Below are 17,871 nucleotides of genomic sequence, written 5' to 3'. Positions count from 1 at the left end.
AAAGGGATGGTATAATACATTCATAATAAGATGCGAGATTAAATTTAGGAGAGACATGATATGAAAGAAAAAGAGCGTTTAATTATAGAGATGGCTATGAAGTTATTTGCGACTAAGGGTGTAAATGCGACATCAGTGCAGGAAATTGTGACAGCTTGTGGCATATCTAAGGGAGCCTTTTATTTATACTTTAAATCAAAAGAGGAACTTTTATTAGCGACACTTCGATATTACTATGACAAGATTCAGAACAAAATGATGGATATTGAAAAAGAGTCGTTATTGCCACGTGAAAAATTTGCAAAACAATTGCATTGCCAGTTTAATGATATACAAAAGCATAAAGAATTTATTATTATGCATGCAAGGGAAAATGCGATTCCTTTTAATAAAGAAGTAGAAGAATTTATGATGCGGATGAAGTTAGAGTCTCACGCATTTTATCGGAATAGTTTACTGTCTATTTATGGTGATAAGGTTATGCCATATTTATTAGATTTAGTCATTATGGTAGAAGGCATATGCCGTGGATATTTAGAACTAATTATTTTACAAGCGCCAGAAATAGACTTATCTTACGTCTCTGCTTTTATTTTGAAAAGAGTGGATCATTTAGTAGATGGATTGGTAGAATCTTCAGAAGAACCTGTGTTACATGAAGAAAAGCTTGGAGAATTTCTTTGTAAATCAGAGCTTATTAAGGAGCAGGTTAAGGAACATTTTTTAAAAGAAATTATTGTGTTTAAACGTACTTTAGCGGATCAATTAGAAGATGAGGAATTGCTTGTTACATTAGATGTTTTGGAGGCAGAAATGAGGATGCAAAATCCAAGAATTCCAGTTATCCAAGGGATGTTGTTTAATTTAGAGGCATATCCAGCTATAAAAGAGTTTCGTTTGAGGCTTATGAGCTATTACAATATAAAAAGGTAACAATGATAGTTTTCATTGTTACCTTTTTATTATGCATTCACTTTTTCTTTTTTCGGTGCAGTCTCTTCTTCATCAATGTTAATTGTTTCTTTTACGATATAAATCGGACGGTTTTTACTTTCGTCATAAATACGAGCAATATACTGGCCAACGATTCCAAGACCAAGTAATTGAATACCGCTAAAGAATGTAATAGCAACCATAATGGACGCCCAACCTGTTTGCGTGCCATGTCCAAAGACTTTCACAGTAATTGTATATAGTAAGACAATTATAGAAATAAGAACTGATAATAAACCTAAAGACATAACGATGCGTAATGGCTTTGTTGAAAATGCAATAATGCCGTCAGATGCAAATTTAATCATTTTCTTTAATGGATATTTTGTTTCACCAGCAAAGCGCTCATCACGTTCGTATTCAACATACGTTTGGCGGAAGCCAACCCAAGACATCATACCGCGGATGAAGCGATTTCGCTCAGTCATTTGATTAAAAACATCAGCTATTTTACGGTCGATGATTCGGAAATCACCAGTATCTTTTGGGATATCGATATCAGACATGTAGTTTAAGAATCTATAGAAATACTTAGCTGTTAAAAGTTTGAACCAAGTTTCACCTTTACGTTGCTTACGTTTTGCATAAACAACTTCATATCCTTCTTCCCATTTTGCAATAAGTTCAGGAATAACTTCAGGTGGATCTTGTAAGTCTGCATCTATAATTACAATAGCGTCACCTTTTGCAGCAGCAATACCAGCTGTAACAGCTACTTGGTGACCAAAGTTACGTGCGAAATTAACAATTTTTGTACGGTAATCATTTGCTGCAATCTCAGATAAGATTTCCATTGTGCGATCTGTACTACCGTCGTTTACAAAGACAAACTCGTAATTAATGTTATTTTGAAGCATAACGGACTTTAAACGGTTATAACATTCTTGTGCTACTTCTTCCTCGAAGTACATAGGAACTACAACCGAAATTAATTTTTGCATGTTGCATCCTCCGTATTTTTAATTAGTTGTTAAAATTTAATTAGTCACCTTTTTAGTTTGGTTGAATGTCCAAATTTTATTGAGGACAAAATTTATAACCATTCCGAAACCAATTGCGAAGATCTGTGCAATTAATGCATTAAAGGTAAGTTTATTTACTAATATAAATAAACATAATGTATTAAAAGCATATACAATTAAATTTACAGTTAGAAATTTAAAGAACATTGACGAGCCTTTATTATTAGGTTTAAACACCCAATTTTTATTCCAATAGTAGCTATTGGCAACACCAATTGAATAGGCAATGGTATTCGCAATAAGGTAGTTCATACCAAATTTTAATAATATCCAAAAGCTAATAATTGTAATGAGTGTATTAAAGATCCCTACTAAGCCAAACTTTAAGAGTTTTTCCATAATAATATCCTCATGTTTATAATAATATATAAGTAAAACAAAAAATATAGAAGTGTTATTCGTATACAACAAATAAAAATTATACCATATTTTCAAGTTTTAAATGAAATTAATCATGAAAAAATTGCCCTCAAAATGTAAATTATAAGTAAAATTGAGGGCAATTATAAATATTTTGAAAGGTAGTTTCTTATTTTCTTTTTATGAGAATTTCTTTTTCGATATTAGACTATAAAAAATATATATTCCGTAGCCTTGAATTATTGTAAAGCTAGGGATAATGAAGTATCGGTACCTTGTTTGGTATTCGATTAAGAAATGAATAGCTACGTAACCAATTATTAGTAATAAAAATAGAGTGTAATGTGTTTTATTTTGTTTAGTTAGGATGAGATAAAGGAGTGATAATGTGCCAAATATCATAGCCGCAGTATACATATACTTTTCATATTTTGTAAGATCCTCTTTTAATGACACCATATCCTTATCTGTCTTTTCCAATGTTACTAGGCTCCATAATGGTGCGGAGTCATAATCTGCCCACATGAGTACAAATTTATCCCCAAATAAAGATAAAACCTTCTGTGGATCAGATAGTCGCTCTTGAATTAGCTTTTTTTGGGCCGCAGTTCGTTCTTCGCCAAGTTTAAGGGACATAATATATTCCGCATCTGTACCAGAATAGCTCCCTTTTGTTTCATGATTAAATCCTACTGTGAATTTCCAAAGCGGATCACGATTAGATAGAGGGTATTGTGTGATTCCGGAATATATAAATGAATAACTTACAATTTGATGTAAAAGGAAAAATACAATCAAAATGCCACCAAGTTTTTTTACAGAAGTAAAAATTTCTTTTCTGGATTTTCCTAATATACCTTGTAAAAAGACATATATAGTTATTGCAATTAAGATTATAGCACCAAGTGGACGCATGATGTCTCCTAAAGCTAGGATAGCTCCTATAAAAATCCACGTATACTTATTGCTTAGGCCTTTTGTAATTAATAAATAGAAGCCTAGATAAAATAAAAATACAGCAAGGTGTTGATTTGTTAGTACAGAACTCAATACAATACTTGGTATATAAAATGCATATAGTAATCCAGCTATTCGTCCAGACCACTCATTAAATATATAAGAAGTTATTTTATAAATTAGTAATGTTGTTCCTGTACAATAGATTATATTTAAAAATTTTAAGAGAAACGTCCCTTCGCCAAATAACTTAATAATAAAGGCTTGGTACATTGTAAATCCAAGTTGGTAAACCCATGAAGTATAATAAGTATTTTGTGCGAAACTAAAGTCTCCTTTAGCAGCTTGTATAGCGCTATGGTACATCATTGCAAAGTCTGTTTCTACAGGGGTTTGAATATTGAGCACCCAAATTAATCGAATAGAAAAAGCCAAAATGATTAGTGAGATAGAAAATGTCAATTTTGACATATATTTATTAGAAATATAGCCAAAAAGTAAAAATACAAGACCTATTAGAATAAGGACTGGTACTAAAACTAAGAGGCTAGTATCATCATGTTCTTTAATCACTGCTACCGAATGCCATGTGATAGCACCAGAAATAATTAGACATAGTACTAATAAAAATTTCACAAAAAACGTATTAAGTTTGAGAGAGAACGTACTTTCCATAATATTTGAAAACCCCTTATCAAAATTTATTACTGATTCAACTTAACTGCCCTTTGTACGTTAAGTTACAGTATAAAGGGCAGGTTTAGGTAATTAAGAGTTTTGTTGTGCCCATTCTTCTATGTTCCAAACCTTTGTAATCCAATCTTCATAAAAGTCCGGTTCGTGACATACAAGAAGAATTGTTCCTTTATATGCTTTCATAGCCTTCTTAAGTTCCGCTTTTGCTGTAACATCAAGATGGTTTGTCGGCTCATCAAATAGTAGCCAGTTACTTTCTTCACCCATTAGCTTACATAAACGAACCTTTGCTTGTTCTCCACCACTTAATTGACTTAATGGGCGAGAAATATGTTCATTTTTTAATCCGCATTTTGCTAACATCGCACGAATTTGATGCTGGTCTAGGCCAGGGAATGTATTCCATACATCATCAATTGGTGTTATATTATCAGCTTTAACTTCTTGCTCAAAGTATGCTGGCTCTAAGAAGTCACCAAGACTCGTTTTACCACTTAAAGGTTTAATTTTACCTAAAATTGTTTTTAGTAACGTTGATTTACCAACACCATTACATCCAACGATAGCAATTTTTTCACCGCGTTCAATTGTCATTGATAGCTTTGGTAGTAGCGGATGTGTATATCCAATTTCTACATTTTCACCTTCAAAGACGAAGCGACTACTTGCACGACTTTCTTTAAATGAGAATTCAGGTTTAATTGCTGTTTCCGGGCGATCAATAAGTTCCATGCGATCAAGTTGTTTTTGACGACTCTTTGCACGACCTGTTGTTGAATAACGGGCTTTGTTCTTTGCAATGAAATCTTCTTGCTTTTTGATAAACTCGCGCTGCTTTTCATAAGCGTTTATATGTTGATTTTTATTGATTTCTGCTAGTTCTAGGAATTTTTCATATGTCGCTGTATAGCGTGTCATTTTTGTGAATTCTAGATGGAAAATAACATCAACACATTTGTTCATAAATTCCGTATCATGAGAAATTAATAAGAATGCATGTGGGTATTCTTTTAAATAATTTGTTAACCAATGAATATGTTCAACGTCTAAATAGTTAGTAGGTTCATCAAGTAATAACACTTCTGGTTGTTCAAGTAATAGCTTTGCAAGCAATACTTTTGTACGTTGTCCACCGCTTAGTGCTGAAACATCACGATCTAAACCAATCGCATCAATTCCAAGACCACGTGCAGCCTCTTCAATTTTCATATCTAGTAAATAGAAACCACCTGCTTCAAGTGCATCTTGTATTTCTGCCATTTGCTCAAGAAGTTCTTCTAGCTCTTCTGGTGTAGCAGTTCCCATTTTTTCTGTAACTTCATTTAAAGCTTTTTCCTTTTCGAATAACGGTAAAAATGCATCCGCCAGTACGTCACGAATTGTACGTCCAGGCGTTAAAACAGTATGCTGATCTAAGTAGCCGTAATGTGTGCCCGGTGTCCATTCTACACGACCTTGGTCATGAATAAGTTGACCAGTAATGATATTCATAAATGTTGATTTACCAACGCCGTTTGCACCAACTAATCCAACGTGTTCACCTGCTAGTAATCGCATAGATACATCTTTAAATAATGTACGATCGCCAAATGTATGTCCTAATTTTTCAACTGTTAATAAGCTCATAGTATCCTCCGTCCAACTTGAAATAGTACCTTGAATCATGATACTAAATTCTTTCATATAATGCCATCATTTCAAAATGTATATATTTTCAAAACAAGCCAATGTACGAATGTTTATTGCTCATTTCCCAGACTTTTATGGTCCAAATGCAGAAAACACACTTGTCCATCATACATTAAAAGGAATACTTGCAAATAAAATGTCTAGCTTTGTTGGAGATAAAAAGATCGCCCGTGAATATATTTTTACACCAGATGGTGCAAAAGCAATAGTTGAATTAGCTTCACATGACGAGGCCTATGGACAAAATTGGAACATATCAGGTTATGGTGCCATTACAGGTGAGGAATTGATTTAACACATACGGGAATTAACGGGATATACCAAACGAATAATAACTGTAAAAAGAGGAATGATCCAGTTCATTGGTCTGTTTGATAAGCAGATGAAAGAATTTGTGGAAATACTATATTTGACGGAAAAACCAGTTGTATTAAGTGGAGAGAAGTACGAGAAATATATTGGGGTTGTACCTAGAACTTCTTATTATGAAGGGGAATTGTATATAAGTAAAAAAACAAGCTTCTATTTACAATTTAGAAGCTTGCCTTGTTATTGTTTATCTACCTAGCTTTTTATTTACAAACCCTAAAATTAATCTACGTATTTGTGGATCAATTGCAAGGCCAATAATGCCATACAATATACCAGTAAGTACTAAAGCTACTAGTGGTGGTAAGCTAATTAGTACTGTGCGGTATATTGCATAACTAATTATAAATGCTAGTGTATTGAATATTATTCCTTTAAATAGCAATGAAAATCCTTTACGAACGAATAATGAAAATCCGATTAATAATGTAATCTCAGTAAGGATAGCAGCTACAGCAGCTCCCATCATTCCAAATTGGCTACCTAATATGATGTAACTTATGATAGCGACAGCTAATCCAATTGCCATAGTTGTTGCACGTTTCCATTGTTGACCAGCTGTTGTTAAATTATCAGCAAGCGGATAGTTGATAGATTGTAAAATGACCATAAAGGCTAAAATTGCAAGGGCATCACCAGCTGGTGCATATTTTTCACCTAATAGAGTTACAATCCAAAAACTTGGATCGGCAATAAACGGGATAGAAATTCCCATCCCTAAGAAAGACATAAGCTTTAATTCGAATTGAGATAGCTTTCTATGTTCATCAATATTATTTTCGTTTCCAAAAGCAAACAATTTTGGATAAAAGGCTGCTGCAATTACACCAGGTATTTGGTAAAGTACAGCAGGTATTTTATAGGCGGCCCCAAAGAATCCAACTTGTGCTTTCGTTGAAACTTTTTCTAAGATAATAGGACCTAACTGCGGTAAAAGCATAATGATAACGCCATTGACTGTGAAAATAAGTAATTGATCTAAAATGCCTTTATTCCAACCCTTATGAATTGTTGTATAGCGGATTGTCATTATAAAGGCAATGACTCCTGTTACAAGGCTAGATATTCCGTACATAGCAGCAACCATCATAAGTGACCATTTAAATGACATCCCTAGCAGAAGAGCGGCTGCGGCCGTCACACCTTGTAGTACAGAAATAATCGCTGTGAATTGCATACGCTCTGTTACTTGGAAATAGGCCATCCCAACCCCTTGTAAAGTAGCTCCAAACATGGTTGGTAGTACGACCCAATATACCATGGCACGTAAGTAAGCATCGGTGTAGAAGAACTGAGCGAAAATGGCGAAGAGCACAGAAATTACGATAGCTAATACTAAACGAATTCGTAAATAACTGCTTATTAATACGCTAATGTTAGCGTTGCTTCTTGTTCCTTCACGCATAAACGTATGTGTCAAACCTGCATCCGTAAAATAGCAAATGACAGCGGAAACTGCTAATGCAACTGTAAACATCCCGTACTCATCTGGTGAAACATATCTTGCAAAGAGAATTGTTGCAATAGCCAGTACAAAACGAACAGTAATGTTTCCTACAAAGAGGTAGGATGCATTTTTTAGAATTTTATTTGTTTTCATGAGAAAAGACCTTTCTATTCTTTAGGACCCGGTTAGCTCGTCCTATTTGTAATTTTGATTTGTTCACAGAAAGAGAGTATCGTTATATTTTCAGTTTAAGAAAACAGAAATTTAATTCGTACAAACCAAAGCATTGCATATAGTTTTTTACTACGCTTTCCATTCTTTGAATAGATTTTACGGCAATATTTCTTTATATCTTTTTTGATTAATTGAACTTGTGATTTATCTAATTGAGAGTTTTCTTTAATATATATACAAGAGTTATTGATGACTGTATAAGGAAATAAATAAGTCTCAAGAATCTCAATAAGTGACTGAGGGTCTTTTGTAATGAAATCTTGAGATTTATTATGTATCCAGTCTTTCATACGATTGAATACTTCCAGCTCTTTTGCCGTTTTTAATTCATAATCTTTATATTTAGAAGAAAGATTTCCTTCTGATAAGATTCTGTAATATGTTAAGTATTCATCGACATAACATACATTTGTCACACTCATAAGTTTAAATAAAAACTCCAAGTCTTCGCCCCAACTACATCCTGGTGTAAAACGAATGTTATGATCTATTACGATAGATCTTTTGAAAATCCAAGTACTTGTTTGAGCAACAACTTGATGTGTAAGGAATGCTTTTGTCATATCACCTTTAATAAAGTTTGTTGTATGTTCAACCTTCTCGCCTGTTTCTTCGTAGAAATTCATATAACCACAATAGCACGCGTCCATTTCGTTTTTATGCAGACTTTCGACTTGCTTCTCAATTTTAGTTGGATGCCATAAGTCATCACTATCAAGGAAAGCGACATATTCTCCGCTAGCATTTTCCATACCTGTATTACGGGCTACTGAAACGCCTTGGTTTTTTTGATGAACGTATTTTACTTGCCCTGGGTATTTTTCAGCAAGATTTTTTACGATAGAAGGTGACTGATCTTTACTCCCATCATCTACAATTACAATTTCGATGTTTTTATATGTTTGATCTAATATTGATTGCATCGTTTCTTCAATATATTTTTCCGTGTTATACAGAGGTATGACAACAGAAACAAGTTGTTTTTGCTCCATCATAGAATTTTTATCTCCTCAAGTTTTTTATGTCTTGCACCATATATACAAGCCTTTTGAAAGGAAGAAGATTACAAGAACATCTGTATAATTTTAACGCATATAAACTTTGTAAATCAACTTTCTATTAAAAAGGTGGTGGCTTATGGTTAATTTTCGTATTTCAAACAGCTTTAATATGTTTATTGCATATAAATTCTTCTTTATACTATTTTTATTTAGTTAGTAAGTAGGATGTATTTATCATAACGATTGTGAAGGGGAATAAATGATCATTGAGAATAAAAAACCTCTTAATTTTTGAAATAAATTAAGAGGTTTTTTTATATTGGCTTTGAACTATTAGGTTAGTCTTTGTCTGGCTCAGTTGCATGTAATTTTTGCTTTAGTAACGCATAATCTTGCGTTAATGTTACAAGTTGATGATGTTGTTTAGAAATTTTTCTTGTTAGGTCAAAAATTAAGATGAAACAGAATAATAATCCAAATAAAAATAAAATGGAAGGGGGATATTCTACTTTTAATAGTTTTCCAATCCAGTTTATAATTTTATCGGTAGAACTTAAAATAGCCATTGCAATACAAACAAAAATCCACAAAACAGCATATTTCGTTTCTAAAGTTCCGCGACGAATAGAATTAATAATTAATAATAATAATAATAAAATAAAGATGAATGAAAAGGTAATTATAGGCATTTATTATCAACCTTTCACGATTTTTTGCATCAATATAGCAAGACTTACCTTAATCATGTAATATGCAGATTTAAAAGGTGTGATAGAAGATTGTCCACCTTGTCGCTCTTGCATATTTACAGATATTTCATTAATGCGAAGTTTTTTCTTTTTTAAATGAATAAGAACTTCTGGTTCTGGATAATCTTTTGGATAATTGTGTGCAAAAATTGTAATTACTTCTCGATTGATAGCACGATATCCAGAAGTTGGATCCATAAATGTTTGTTTTGTTAGTACTTTCAATAGGGCAGTAAAATAAAAAATACCGATTCTTCTGGAAATACTACCTTTATATGCTGTTTTTTCTGTAAAACGTGACCCTAGTACCATATCGCATTCATCTTCAGCGATAGGCTTTATAATTTTATATAAATCATCGGGGTTATGTTGTCCATCAGCATCGAACTGAATCGCAATATCATATCCATTCTCATATGCGTATTTATATCCAGTTTGTACAGCTGAGCCAATACCTAGATTATACGGTAAATTCACAAGGTGAACAGGAAATTCTTTTACGATTTGAGCTGTTTTATCGTGTGATCCATCATTAATAACGCAAATGCTTAATCCAGTAAAATGCTGTTTTAGTTTTAATAATCTTGTTAATGTATCTGCAATTGCCTCTTCCTCGTTATACGCTGGAATAATAATTAACGTTTTTGGTATTGAAATTGGTACTTCAATAGTCATTACCGCACCATCCCTTATATACTTAATCATATTATGGTTATTTTTAAACGAACTTTATTTAATATACCATTAACAGTATAACAAAATAAAGGAAAAGCTGGTGCATGATTTAAGAGAACAGATTGAGAATCAAAGGATAAGAGGGAATGTTTTGTATAAAAAATACATGCAAGGAAGAAAGAACCTATGCATGTATATGGAAGAGTATCGTATTAAATATTCCAAGGTTTATTTAAAGTTAAAACCTCAGCCATTTCTTTACTTTTTAAACGTCCTTTTTTTCTATTTTCCGCGCGTTCTGAACCGGTTGTGTGTAACCAATGTTCTTCCTCAGTTTCAGGAAGTACTTGTGGTACGGACGAAGGTTTTCCATCTTTTATTGCCACAAATGTAATGAAGCAAGTGGCGGCAATTCTACGCTCGCCTGCTAATAAATTTTCTGCGATTACTTTTACGAAAACCTCCATTGAAGATTTCCCTGTATAACATACAAATGCTTCATAACAAACAGAATCAGCTTGGTGAATTGGAGTTAAAAAATCAACTGAATCAATAGATGCTGTTACGCAATGTTTACGACTATGTCTTGCAGCCGCAATTGAAGCAATACTATCAATTTCTGCTAATAATTTCCCTCCAAACAGTGTTTGGTGATTATTTAAATCGTTAGGAAAAACACGTGTTGTTTTAATTGCTTTTGATTCTCGCATGAATTTCTTTTCCATATATTCAGCCCCTATAGTCTGTTTTCAATCAGAATAATATGTGTAATTGGATTACTCATATTAGATATTTAATAAAGTAAAGCGTATTCCAAAAGAGGATTATTTAAACTTCTGTATTTGTATTCATGTAACTGAAAGAAAATTTATTTTATCTAAAATGTAGTGTAAAAGAGGATTCGCTTACATTGCAAGTAAAAAGTAATGACTATGTATTTGTCATAGAAATTCCCTATCAGCCGTGTACCCATTCATGATAGAATCGTTTTGTTATGAATGGAAATAGAGGTGCAATGGACATATGAATCATATACAAACAAATTTTTCATCTTTCTTCAATAAAATTACGATCGGTGCGATGCTCGCATTTTTTGTTTATAGTTGTTGGACAGCATTTGAGACGAGTAAGCAATTTTTTGGAGGAAGTACAACAAGTGTAACAATCATATTGGCAATTTTCGTCATACTCATTTTGTTAGTGGCATCAATTTTACAATATCGTTTTACAGACAAACAATTTTTTATTTTTCTTATAAGTATATCTATAGTTGTGAGGCTTAGTATGCTGTTATTTGTAGACGTTCCAATAATTGGTGATATGAAAGTGATGTATGAGTCTGCAAAGGAGATTGCAATTGGTAATAATATAGGGACTGTAACTCATTTGCCGTTTATTATATATGAGTCAGTAATTATTCGTATATTTGGTGATACATTATTTGCTTTACAACTATTTAATGTGTTATTTTGCGCAGGAACTGCATTTTTTATTTATCGTATTGCGGCAATGGTTTTTGGGGAAGGATGCGGTCGTATTGCTTCCACATTTTATGCTCTGTATATTCCAAATATATTCATGAGTTCCGTAGTAACTCATGAGTCACTTGCAATATTTTTATTTTATTTTGCTTGCTACATACTTTTATATAAAGGATTAGATCATCCTTATATGTGGGTGTTTTCAGCAATTTTATTTGCATGTAGTAATATGATTTTCCCAGTGGGATTATTTCTTCCTATTTTTATCACGATATATGTATTATTAATTGAAGTGTTTCAATCAGCAACGAAACAAAAAGTGTTACTAAAGACGATAGGGATACTTATTCTGTTTTATAGTGCTCATTTTAGTGTGAATTATGGAATTAAGACAATGGGACTGTCACAATATACGATTACGAATGAGACGTATGTTCAATCTGTCTTAATTGGAAAAACGCAACGTGAGGAAAAAGTATCGAAAAATCAAAGTGTAACAGAGCATATTGATCAAAAGTTAAAAGAGATTGAGGGAGAAAGATTTAAACTTTTAGAACCGGTGATAAATCAGTTTTCAGATGAGGGGATAAATTCTACCCTTTTCAAATATGAAAAACTGATATATACAGCGGTAACATTGTTTATGTCTATCGCTTTATTACACTTTCTTATTAAGAAACAACAAAACGAGGGATATATGTTGTTCTTATTGTTAATTAGTGGATACGTATTGTTAAAGCTCTTCCAAGTCGATATGGCATATTATAATCTTATTGTGCCAGCATTGTTTATTTTGCAAAGCTTTGGTGTTTATATGAGTTATGTATATTGTCAAAAAATATTCTTTAGAAAATAAAAAGAATCCAATTCGGATTCTTTTTTTGATGGAAGATGAATACTAAGAGCTAGTAGAGATAAAGAATCTCTACTGACATAATCGCTCTATCGGTTCAGTTCTAGTTGTAAACTATCAGCTGTTAGAGCCATTTTTGAGGAATCGTCTTGAATTCCTTTCATTACTTGTGAAATGGTTTCTAACTCATTTTCAATTTTTTTATTCTGTTCTTTTGAGTTAGACATGTCTTTTACGATTTCTTGGAAGTATTGGTCCGTTGCAGACATACTATCAGTTCCTTCAGATACGAGAGAGCTAATTTGTTTCACGGAAGAAGAGACACGAACAATCTGTTCATTTGTTTTTTCAACGAGCTTTGTAACGTTAAATATAGATTCTTTCGTTTGCTCTGATAACTTTCTAATTTCTCCAGCTACAACAGAAAAGCCTTTGCCAAATTCCCCAGCACGCGCAGATTCAATTGCTGCGTTTAGTGCGAGTAAATTTGTTTGCTCGGCAATTGATTTTACAATATCTATAATTTCGTTAATTTTGTTAGAAATATCGAGAAGTTCATGTGTATCTGTAATAATCGTTTCCATGTTCGTTTGAATGTATTCCATTCGTTTATTTTGCTCATTTAATTGTTCTTTACCTTTATTTGCTTTTTCTTCTGATGTTGTAGCTAATGACGTACCTGTTTTAGCAATTTCTACAATCGTTTCAGATTTAGCGGTTAACTGCTGAATAGAAGCGCTTGTTTTTTCAGATACAGATGCTAGTTCTGTTGCAATATGCGTAATGGTCATAGCTGTTATTTCTTTTTCTTTTTCAAGTTCTTTTTGCATTCTTTCATATTCAGATTCATAAGACGCAATAACGAGTTCTTGTTCAAGAGTAAATAATTTATTTATTACGTTTATAGAATAAGAAAAATCGTCAATTGTTGTAATTTTCGTTTTTAAAATCTTTATGATAGAGCGGAATAATTCTTGATAAGCGGCAGTATACCATTTTCTATGTAACCCAATTTGTACATGTCTTTTTGCAATTCTAACACGTTGTTCAATAAAGTCTTCATGCATATCTCCGCTAAATAATTCTTTTATATGTGTTTTTAAAGTTTGCTTTAGTTTTGGAATAGAGCTATAACGTTCGATAATCGTAATTAAATTAGGCTGTTTTGTAATATTGAAATAGAATTTTTCAGTAATCCAATCAATTTCTTCATAAATAAAAGGCTGTAGTACCTTTACGATTTGTAAATCTTCTTTTGAAATATGTAGCATATCCATTTGAATTTTCAGTTCAGAATTAGTAGGAACGTTAAAAGTGATTTGTTGATTCTTACTTAATTCAAGTATACTTACGTTTGTTTTATTGTTATGTTTTTTAAAAACCCCAAGCATCGTTCTTCCCCCTGTTTGTAAAGCGTTTTCATTTTTTGGTTCTAATATAATTATATATTTTTATATGCAATTACTCTATATTAGTGTGTAGAATAGTATATAAATTAAGAGAATTCCATATAGAATTCTCTTAATGACCTTTATTAATTTTAGCATGTGTTTTAAAGAAAACTGGGAAATGTACATTATATATGACAGTGACAACACGAATAATGAATGTTACTAATAAACAAACATAGAAAGCCAATACGTGTGCCCCCATTGCATATGTGATTAGGAAACTAATTGCCCCTAAAATAGAAGCGATGGCGTAAATTTCTTTTCGGAATACGTAGGGGATATCTTGAGCGCAAATGTCACGCAAAATACCGCCTCCAATACCTGTAATGACTCCCATTGAAACAACTAAAAATGAGGCGTCAACATGATGTGACATTGCCGCATTTGCACCAATAGCTGTAAAAACGCCTAAGCCAACAGCATCAGAAAGCATAATAACAACTTGAAGTTTATTGATACGCTCAAAAAACATACAAGTAAATAATGCTGATAATACGCTTACGAAAAAGTAAATGGGTTTAACAAATGCGACGGGAGGCAGGTTACCGATCATAATATCACGAATAATACCGCCGCCGAGCGCAGTAGCTACAGCTAAACAAAGGACACCGAATAAATCTAAATCTTTTTTTAAACCAACTAATGTACCAGAAATGGCAGCGGCGATAATGCCAAGAAACGTAAATATATCGATTAATAACATGGCCTTAATCCCTTCCTCTTAAAGATGTTCCAGAGAAAAAATATACACTAAAGTATTGGAAATAACAATTACTTTTCGCTACATGTAGAAAAACGGATAAAATACATAAAGAAAGCGTTTGAAAATGTTTGGAAAATAGCTATAAAGTAATTTGAAAAAGATATGAAAAGATTAATTTTACATTTTTTGATGCTACCTATTTGGTAAAATGTTACAATGTTAGGTATGCTGTTTACATCTGTATAAAATGATAAAAAAATATGTATATACTGACAAAAATAAGGGGATGGTTGTTAGATAGCTTTTGTAAAAATAGGGAGTATAGCGAAAGGACAGTAATTTCTATTACTGATTAATACTTGTCCTTGCTAGTTTTAGCCGGAAAAATAGTTCTCGATTTGAATATGAGTTATGTTATAATTGCTAGGTGTGTTTGAATGATAAAAAATTATGATTAAAAGATAATGTTAAGATTTTGTATGGAGGTCTTGGAATGTTAGCAAATCAAGCTAGGGTTAGATTTGAGCGTTTTTTGCTCTTTTTTATTATTTTACAGCCTGTTTTAGATTTATTAACGTCTCTTAGCATCACTTTATTAAAGTCAAGTGCTACCGTTGGAATTTTAGTAAGATTCCTTATTATGGCTGTTGGTGGTATTTACATTTTAATTCAGGCAAAAGAGAAGGGAAATAGAAAGTTTTTAATTTATCTTATATTATTAGCCGGAGTTTTAGGGGTAGGATTTATTAATAACAAACTAGTTAAGGATCCTATTGTACTTGGTGAAGAAGTTAAATTCGTTGCGAAAGCATTATATATATATATCATGCTGGGATCATACATTTTAGCTTTAAAATCACTGAAAAAGAAAGTTAATATTAGTGATAAGGTTCGAAATAGTATTGTATATTCTACATTAATCATTAACGCAATTATGGTTATTTCTATTTCAACATCTACTGACTTTGGTAGTTATGAATGGATGAAGGTGGGTTCTCGAGGTTGGTTCTATGCAGGGAATGAACTAGGTTCAATCTTAGCTATTATTTTCCCTATTGTGGTACTATATTCTATTCAAAAAACAAAGAGCTGGAAACACGTTTTATATTGGATTCCATCGCTTTTAATGATTTACTCATTAATTCAGGTCGGTACGAAAGTAGGAATGGGCTCAATTGGTGCTACGTTAGCGGCAGCAATCGGGATCATTGTACTACAATTATTATTTAATAGAAAAAATCCGAACAAAAAATCCCTTGCGCTTAATGCAGTAATTGCTATTGTCCTATTAGCTGGTGTAGTTGGAACGTTTAAACAGACACCATTAGCACAAAATATGGGTATTCACAATAACTATTTATCAGAGCAAAATGTAGCACAGCAAGGTCAAAAAGAAAAAGAAATTAAAGAGAAGCTGAAAAAAGAGCAAGAACTTAAAGCAAAAGAAGAAACTCATCATAAAGGTGAAAAGCCAGAAGAAAAGGCGAAGATAGAAGAGGAAGTTAAGAAAGAGCTTGAGAAAGAGCAAAAGAAAGAAAATCAAGAAAACCTTATTTTCAGCGGACGTCAAGTATATGAAGAAAGACATAAGCAGTTCTTTAAAGAAGCGCCAATGTCACAAAAGTTATTAGGAATGGGTTATGCAGGTAATTTTAAATATAATGAACAAAAGCAGCCAGATCCAAAGCTAATTGAAATGGACTTCCACGATTGGTTTTATGACTTTGGGATTATTGGTTTTGCATTACTAATGATTCCATTTATTTATTACGGCTTAAGAATCCTACTAGTATTTATTACAAGGTTTAAAGAGATATTTAATATAAAATATGGAATGATTGCAGCAAGCTTATTGTTAGCATTAGGTATTGCTTATATTGCAGGACATATTTTAACAGCACCAGGAGTTGGGATTTATTTTGTAGTGGTGTTAGCTTATCTAATTGTAGACTTAGAAATTGAATGATCAAAATAAAAGCTAACTTTTGTTAGCTTTTATTTTTTAGTACAGTAAAATAAAGATAGATGGAAATGTAGCGAGGATTTAAAGGAGGAAAAAATATGAGGATATTGCATATGAATGCAGGAGCAGAAGATGGGGGAGGGAAAACACATATTATTTCACTTCTCGATCAGTTTCCAACTGGTGAAGTAGAATTAGCGGTATTTGAAGATGGAATTGTTGCGAAAGAAGCAAGAGAGTTAGGGATAAAAGTCCATGTGTTTTCACAAAAATCCCGCTATGATTTATCTATTTTAAAGAATATAAGCGAATTCATTAATAATGAAAAATTTGATATAGTTCATACGCATGGTCCTAGGGCTAATTTCTATGTTTCTTTAATGAAAAAGAGAATAACGGCAAAATGGGTAACAACTATTCATAGTGATCCATTTGAAGACTTTACTAAACAAGGCTTAAAAGGTTGGATTTTTACGAAATTAAATTTGAAAGCCTTAAAAAATGTAGATTTATTTTTTGTTGTAACAAATAGATTAAAGAAAAGTTTAGCTGCTTTAGGTATTTCTAATGAAAAGATGCATGTTATTTATAATGGAATTGAATACGATAAGGAAAAAGCAGAAGGTTATAATAAAAAAGAAATGTTCAATATTGATGAAGATGTATTTACGGCAATCCAAGTAGCACGATTGCATCCTGTGAAAGGACATGAAGTTCTATTTGATGCGTTACAACGAACAAAATTAGAGAAAATTAAAGTATTGTTAGTTGGCGATGGCCCGTTAGAAGAAAATCTAAAGTCATTGGCTACTGAAAAAGGGGTTAATAATAAAGTTGAGTTTTTAGGGCATCGTCAAGATGTAAAACAATTATTTGCGTCGTCACATGTGAATTTATTAACCTCCCATAGTGAAGGGTTCCCACTAGTTTTATTAGAAGCGGCAAATCAACGCGTACCATCAATTGTAACTAGGGCTGGAGAAATTGAACCATTAATTGTAGATGAAACGTACGGATGGATTGTGCCAACAGATGATGGAAGGGCATTAGCATTAGCTTTAGAAGAAGCGTATGATAAGTGGAAAACTGGAGAATTAGCAGCAATGGGGAAACATATTTATGAGCATGCTATTATGAACTTCTCACTTCAAAAACTATATGAAGATACAAAGGAAACATATAAGCAATTAATAGCGAAAAACTTGTAATGATAGAGAGGATAGTTAAC

General features: G+C 32.4%; 15 protein-coding genes and 2 pseudogenes. 5 read left to right on the top strand and 12 right to left on the bottom strand.

The window, feature by feature from the left end; translation table 11 throughout:
* Window positions 1-60: 60 nt before the first annotated feature.
* Window positions 61-933 (top strand): TetR/AcrR family transcriptional regulator, encoded by an 873-nt coding sequence (locus tag EKQ63_RS28690; RefSeq protein WP_074601638.1) that lies wholly within the window; start codon window positions 61-63, stop codon window positions 931-933.
* A 29-nt stretch (window positions 934-962) separates the two neighbouring features.
* On the opposite strand, the gene EKQ63_RS28685 is transcribed toward EKQ63_RS28690, so the two are convergent.
* The 4 genes from EKQ63_RS28685 to EKQ63_RS28670 all read right to left on the bottom strand — a co-directional run bounded on the left by EKQ63_RS28685 (window position 963) and on the right by EKQ63_RS28670 (window position 5,654).
* Window positions 963-1,934 (bottom strand): glycosyltransferase family 2 protein, encoded by a 972-nt coding sequence (locus EKQ63_RS28685; protein WP_087955234.1) that lies wholly within the window; start codon window positions 1,932-1,934, stop codon window positions 963-965.
* A 36-nt stretch (window positions 1,935-1,970) separates the two neighbouring features.
* Complete coding sequence (locus EKQ63_RS28680) at window positions 1,971-2,354, bottom strand: GtrA family protein (protein ID WP_000413286.1); 384 nt, start codon at window positions 2,352-2,354, stop codon at window positions 1,971-1,973.
* Window positions 2,355-2,555: 201 nt separating this feature from the next.
* Window positions 2,556-4,007: an ArnT family glycosyltransferase gene (locus tag EKQ63_RS28675; protein WP_087955233.1), complete on the bottom strand. Its 1,452-nt coding sequence runs from the start codon at window positions 4,005-4,007 to the stop codon at window positions 2,556-2,558.
* Window positions 4,008-4,100: 93 nt separating this feature from the next.
* A complete protein-coding gene (locus EKQ63_RS28670) occupies window positions 4,101-5,654 on the bottom strand; it encodes an ABC-F family ATP-binding cassette domain-containing protein (RefSeq protein ID WP_014481802.1) in 1,554 nt (517 codons plus the stop codon).
* An 88-nt stretch (window positions 5,655-5,742) separates the two neighbouring features.
* Between EKQ63_RS28670 and EKQ63_RS30415 the strand changes: the two are divergent.
* Window positions 5,743-6,285 (top strand): annotated as a pseudogene (locus EKQ63_RS30415) (short chain dehydrogenase); the annotation flags it as partial.
* Here the strand turns inward: EKQ63_RS30415 and EKQ63_RS28655 are convergent.
* From EKQ63_RS28655 to EKQ63_RS28635, 5 genes are all read right to left on the bottom strand, one after another.
* Complete coding sequence (locus EKQ63_RS28655; protein WP_087995286.1) at window positions 6,274-7,686, bottom strand: oligosaccharide flippase family protein; 1,413 nt, start codon at window positions 7,684-7,686, stop codon at window positions 6,274-6,276. The pseudogene EKQ63_RS30415 and the gene EKQ63_RS28655 overlap by 12 nt on opposite strands.
* Window positions 7,687-7,781: 95 nt before the next feature.
* A complete protein-coding gene (locus tag EKQ63_RS28650) occupies window positions 7,782-8,762 on the bottom strand; it encodes a glycosyltransferase family 2 protein (protein ID WP_143881724.1) in 981 nt (326 codons plus the stop codon).
* 344 nt (window positions 8,763-9,106) lie between these two features.
* Window positions 9,107-9,457, bottom strand: a complete 351-nt coding sequence (locus EKQ63_RS28645) for a DUF2304 domain-containing protein (RefSeq protein WP_001121772.1) — start codon at window positions 9,455-9,457, stop codon at window positions 9,107-9,109.
* A gap of 6 nt (window positions 9,458-9,463) precedes the next feature.
* On the bottom strand, window positions 9,464-10,192 hold the full coding sequence (locus tag EKQ63_RS28640) for a glycosyltransferase family 2 protein (RefSeq protein ID WP_000151538.1): 729 nt from the start codon (window positions 10,190-10,192) through the stop codon (window positions 9,464-9,466).
* Window positions 10,193-10,404: 212 nt separating this feature from the next.
* Window positions 10,405-10,917 (bottom strand): acyl-CoA thioesterase, encoded by a 513-nt coding sequence (locus EKQ63_RS28635; RefSeq protein ID WP_000412121.1) that lies wholly within the window; start codon window positions 10,915-10,917, stop codon window positions 10,405-10,407.
* A 298-nt stretch (window positions 10,918-11,215) separates the two neighbouring features.
* Between EKQ63_RS28635 and EKQ63_RS28630 the strand changes: the two genes are divergently transcribed.
* A complete protein-coding gene (locus EKQ63_RS28630; RefSeq protein WP_143881723.1) occupies window positions 11,216-12,529 on the top strand; it encodes an ArnT family glycosyltransferase in 1,314 nt (437 codons plus the stop codon).
* A gap of 86 nt (window positions 12,530-12,615) precedes the next feature.
* On the opposite strand, the gene EKQ63_RS30775 is transcribed toward EKQ63_RS28630, so the two are convergent.
* The 3 genes and pseudogenes from EKQ63_RS30775 to EKQ63_RS28620 all read right to left on the bottom strand — a co-directional run bounded on the left by EKQ63_RS30775 (window position 12,616) and on the right by EKQ63_RS28620 (window position 14,680).
* Window positions 12,616-13,422, bottom strand: coding sequence for a methyl-accepting chemotaxis protein (locus EKQ63_RS30775; protein WP_372460084.1), 807 nt, complete (start codon window positions 13,420-13,422; stop codon window positions 12,616-12,618).
* A pseudogene (locus tag EKQ63_RS30770) lies at window positions 13,420-13,797 on the bottom strand (protoglobin family protein); the annotation flags it as partial. The gene EKQ63_RS30775 and the pseudogene EKQ63_RS30770, both read right to left, overlap by 3 nt.
* Before the next feature lie 250 nt (window positions 13,798-14,047).
* Window positions 14,048-14,680, bottom strand: coding sequence for a trimeric intracellular cation channel family protein (locus EKQ63_RS28620; protein ID WP_000924376.1), 633 nt, complete (start codon window positions 14,678-14,680; stop codon window positions 14,048-14,050).
* 493 nt (window positions 14,681-15,173) lie between these two features.
* On the opposite strand from EKQ63_RS28620, the gene EKQ63_RS28615 reads away from it, so the two are divergent.
* Both EKQ63_RS28615 and EKQ63_RS28610 read left to right on the top strand, forming a co-directional pair.
* Window positions 15,174-16,646, top strand: coding sequence for an O-antigen ligase family protein (locus tag EKQ63_RS28615; protein WP_048553387.1), 1,473 nt, complete (start codon window positions 15,174-15,176; stop codon window positions 16,644-16,646).
* 95 nt (window positions 16,647-16,741) lie between these two features.
* Complete coding sequence (locus tag EKQ63_RS28610; protein ID WP_190240626.1) at window positions 16,742-17,851, top strand: glycosyltransferase family 4 protein; 1,110 nt, start codon at window positions 16,742-16,744, stop codon at window positions 17,849-17,851.
* Window positions 17,852-17,871: the final 20 nt, after the last annotated feature.

The organism is Bacillus sp. BD59S (genome assembly GCF_007363175.1).
Classification (GTDB): domain Bacteria; phylum Bacillota; class Bacilli; order Bacillales; family Bacillaceae_G; genus Bacillus_A; species Bacillus_A pacificus.
The sequence above is the reverse complement of the archived record's forward strand: the minus strand, read 5'-3'. Positions and strand labels throughout refer to the sequence as shown.

Excerpts from the sequence above, each read along its gene's own strand:
- EKQ63_RS28690 (WP_074601638.1), top strand. The coding sequence starts at position 61 with ATGAAAGAAAAAGAGCGTTTAATTATAGAGATGGCTATGAAGTTATTT.
- EKQ63_RS28685 (WP_087955234.1), bottom strand. The coding sequence starts at position 1,934 with ATGCAAAAATTAATTTCGGTTGTAGTTCCTATGTACTTCGAGGAAGAA.
- EKQ63_RS28680 (WP_000413286.1), bottom strand. The coding sequence starts at position 2,354 with ATGGAAAAACTCTTAAAGTTTGGCTTAGTAGGGATCTTTAATACACTC.
- EKQ63_RS28675 (WP_087955233.1), bottom strand. The coding sequence starts at position 4,007 with ATGGAAAGTACGTTCTCTCTCAAACTTAATACGTTTTTTGTGAAATTT.
- EKQ63_RS28670 (WP_014481802.1), bottom strand. The coding sequence starts at position 5,654 with ATGAGCTTATTAACAGTTGAAAAATTAGGACATACATTTGGCGATCGT.
- EKQ63_RS28655 (WP_087995286.1), bottom strand. The coding sequence starts at position 7,686 with ATGAAAACAAATAAAATTCTAAAAAATGCATCCTACCTCTTTGTAGGA.
- EKQ63_RS28650 (WP_143881724.1), bottom strand. The coding sequence starts at position 8,762 with ATGATGGAGCAAAAACAACTTGTTTCTGTTGTCATACCTCTGTATAAC.
- EKQ63_RS28645 (WP_001121772.1), bottom strand. The coding sequence starts at position 9,457 with ATGCCTATAATTACCTTTTCATTCATCTTTATTTTATTATTATTATTA.
- EKQ63_RS28640 (WP_000151538.1), bottom strand. The coding sequence starts at position 10,192 with ATGACTATTGAAGTACCAATTTCAATACCAAAAACGTTAATTATTATT.
- EKQ63_RS28635 (WP_000412121.1), bottom strand. The coding sequence starts at position 10,917 with ATGGAAAAGAAATTCATGCGAGAATCAAAAGCAATTAAAACAACACGT.
- EKQ63_RS28630 (WP_143881723.1), top strand. The coding sequence starts at position 11,216 with ATGAATCATATACAAACAAATTTTTCATCTTTCTTCAATAAAATTACG.
- EKQ63_RS28620 (WP_000924376.1), bottom strand. The coding sequence starts at position 14,680 with ATGTTATTAATCGATATATTTACGTTTCTTGGCATTATCGCCGCTGCC.
- EKQ63_RS28615 (WP_048553387.1), top strand. The coding sequence starts at position 15,174 with ATGTTAGCAAATCAAGCTAGGGTTAGATTTGAGCGTTTTTTGCTCTTT.
- EKQ63_RS28610 (WP_190240626.1), top strand. The coding sequence starts at position 16,742 with ATGAGGATATTGCATATGAATGCAGGAGCAGAAGATGGGGGAGGGAAA.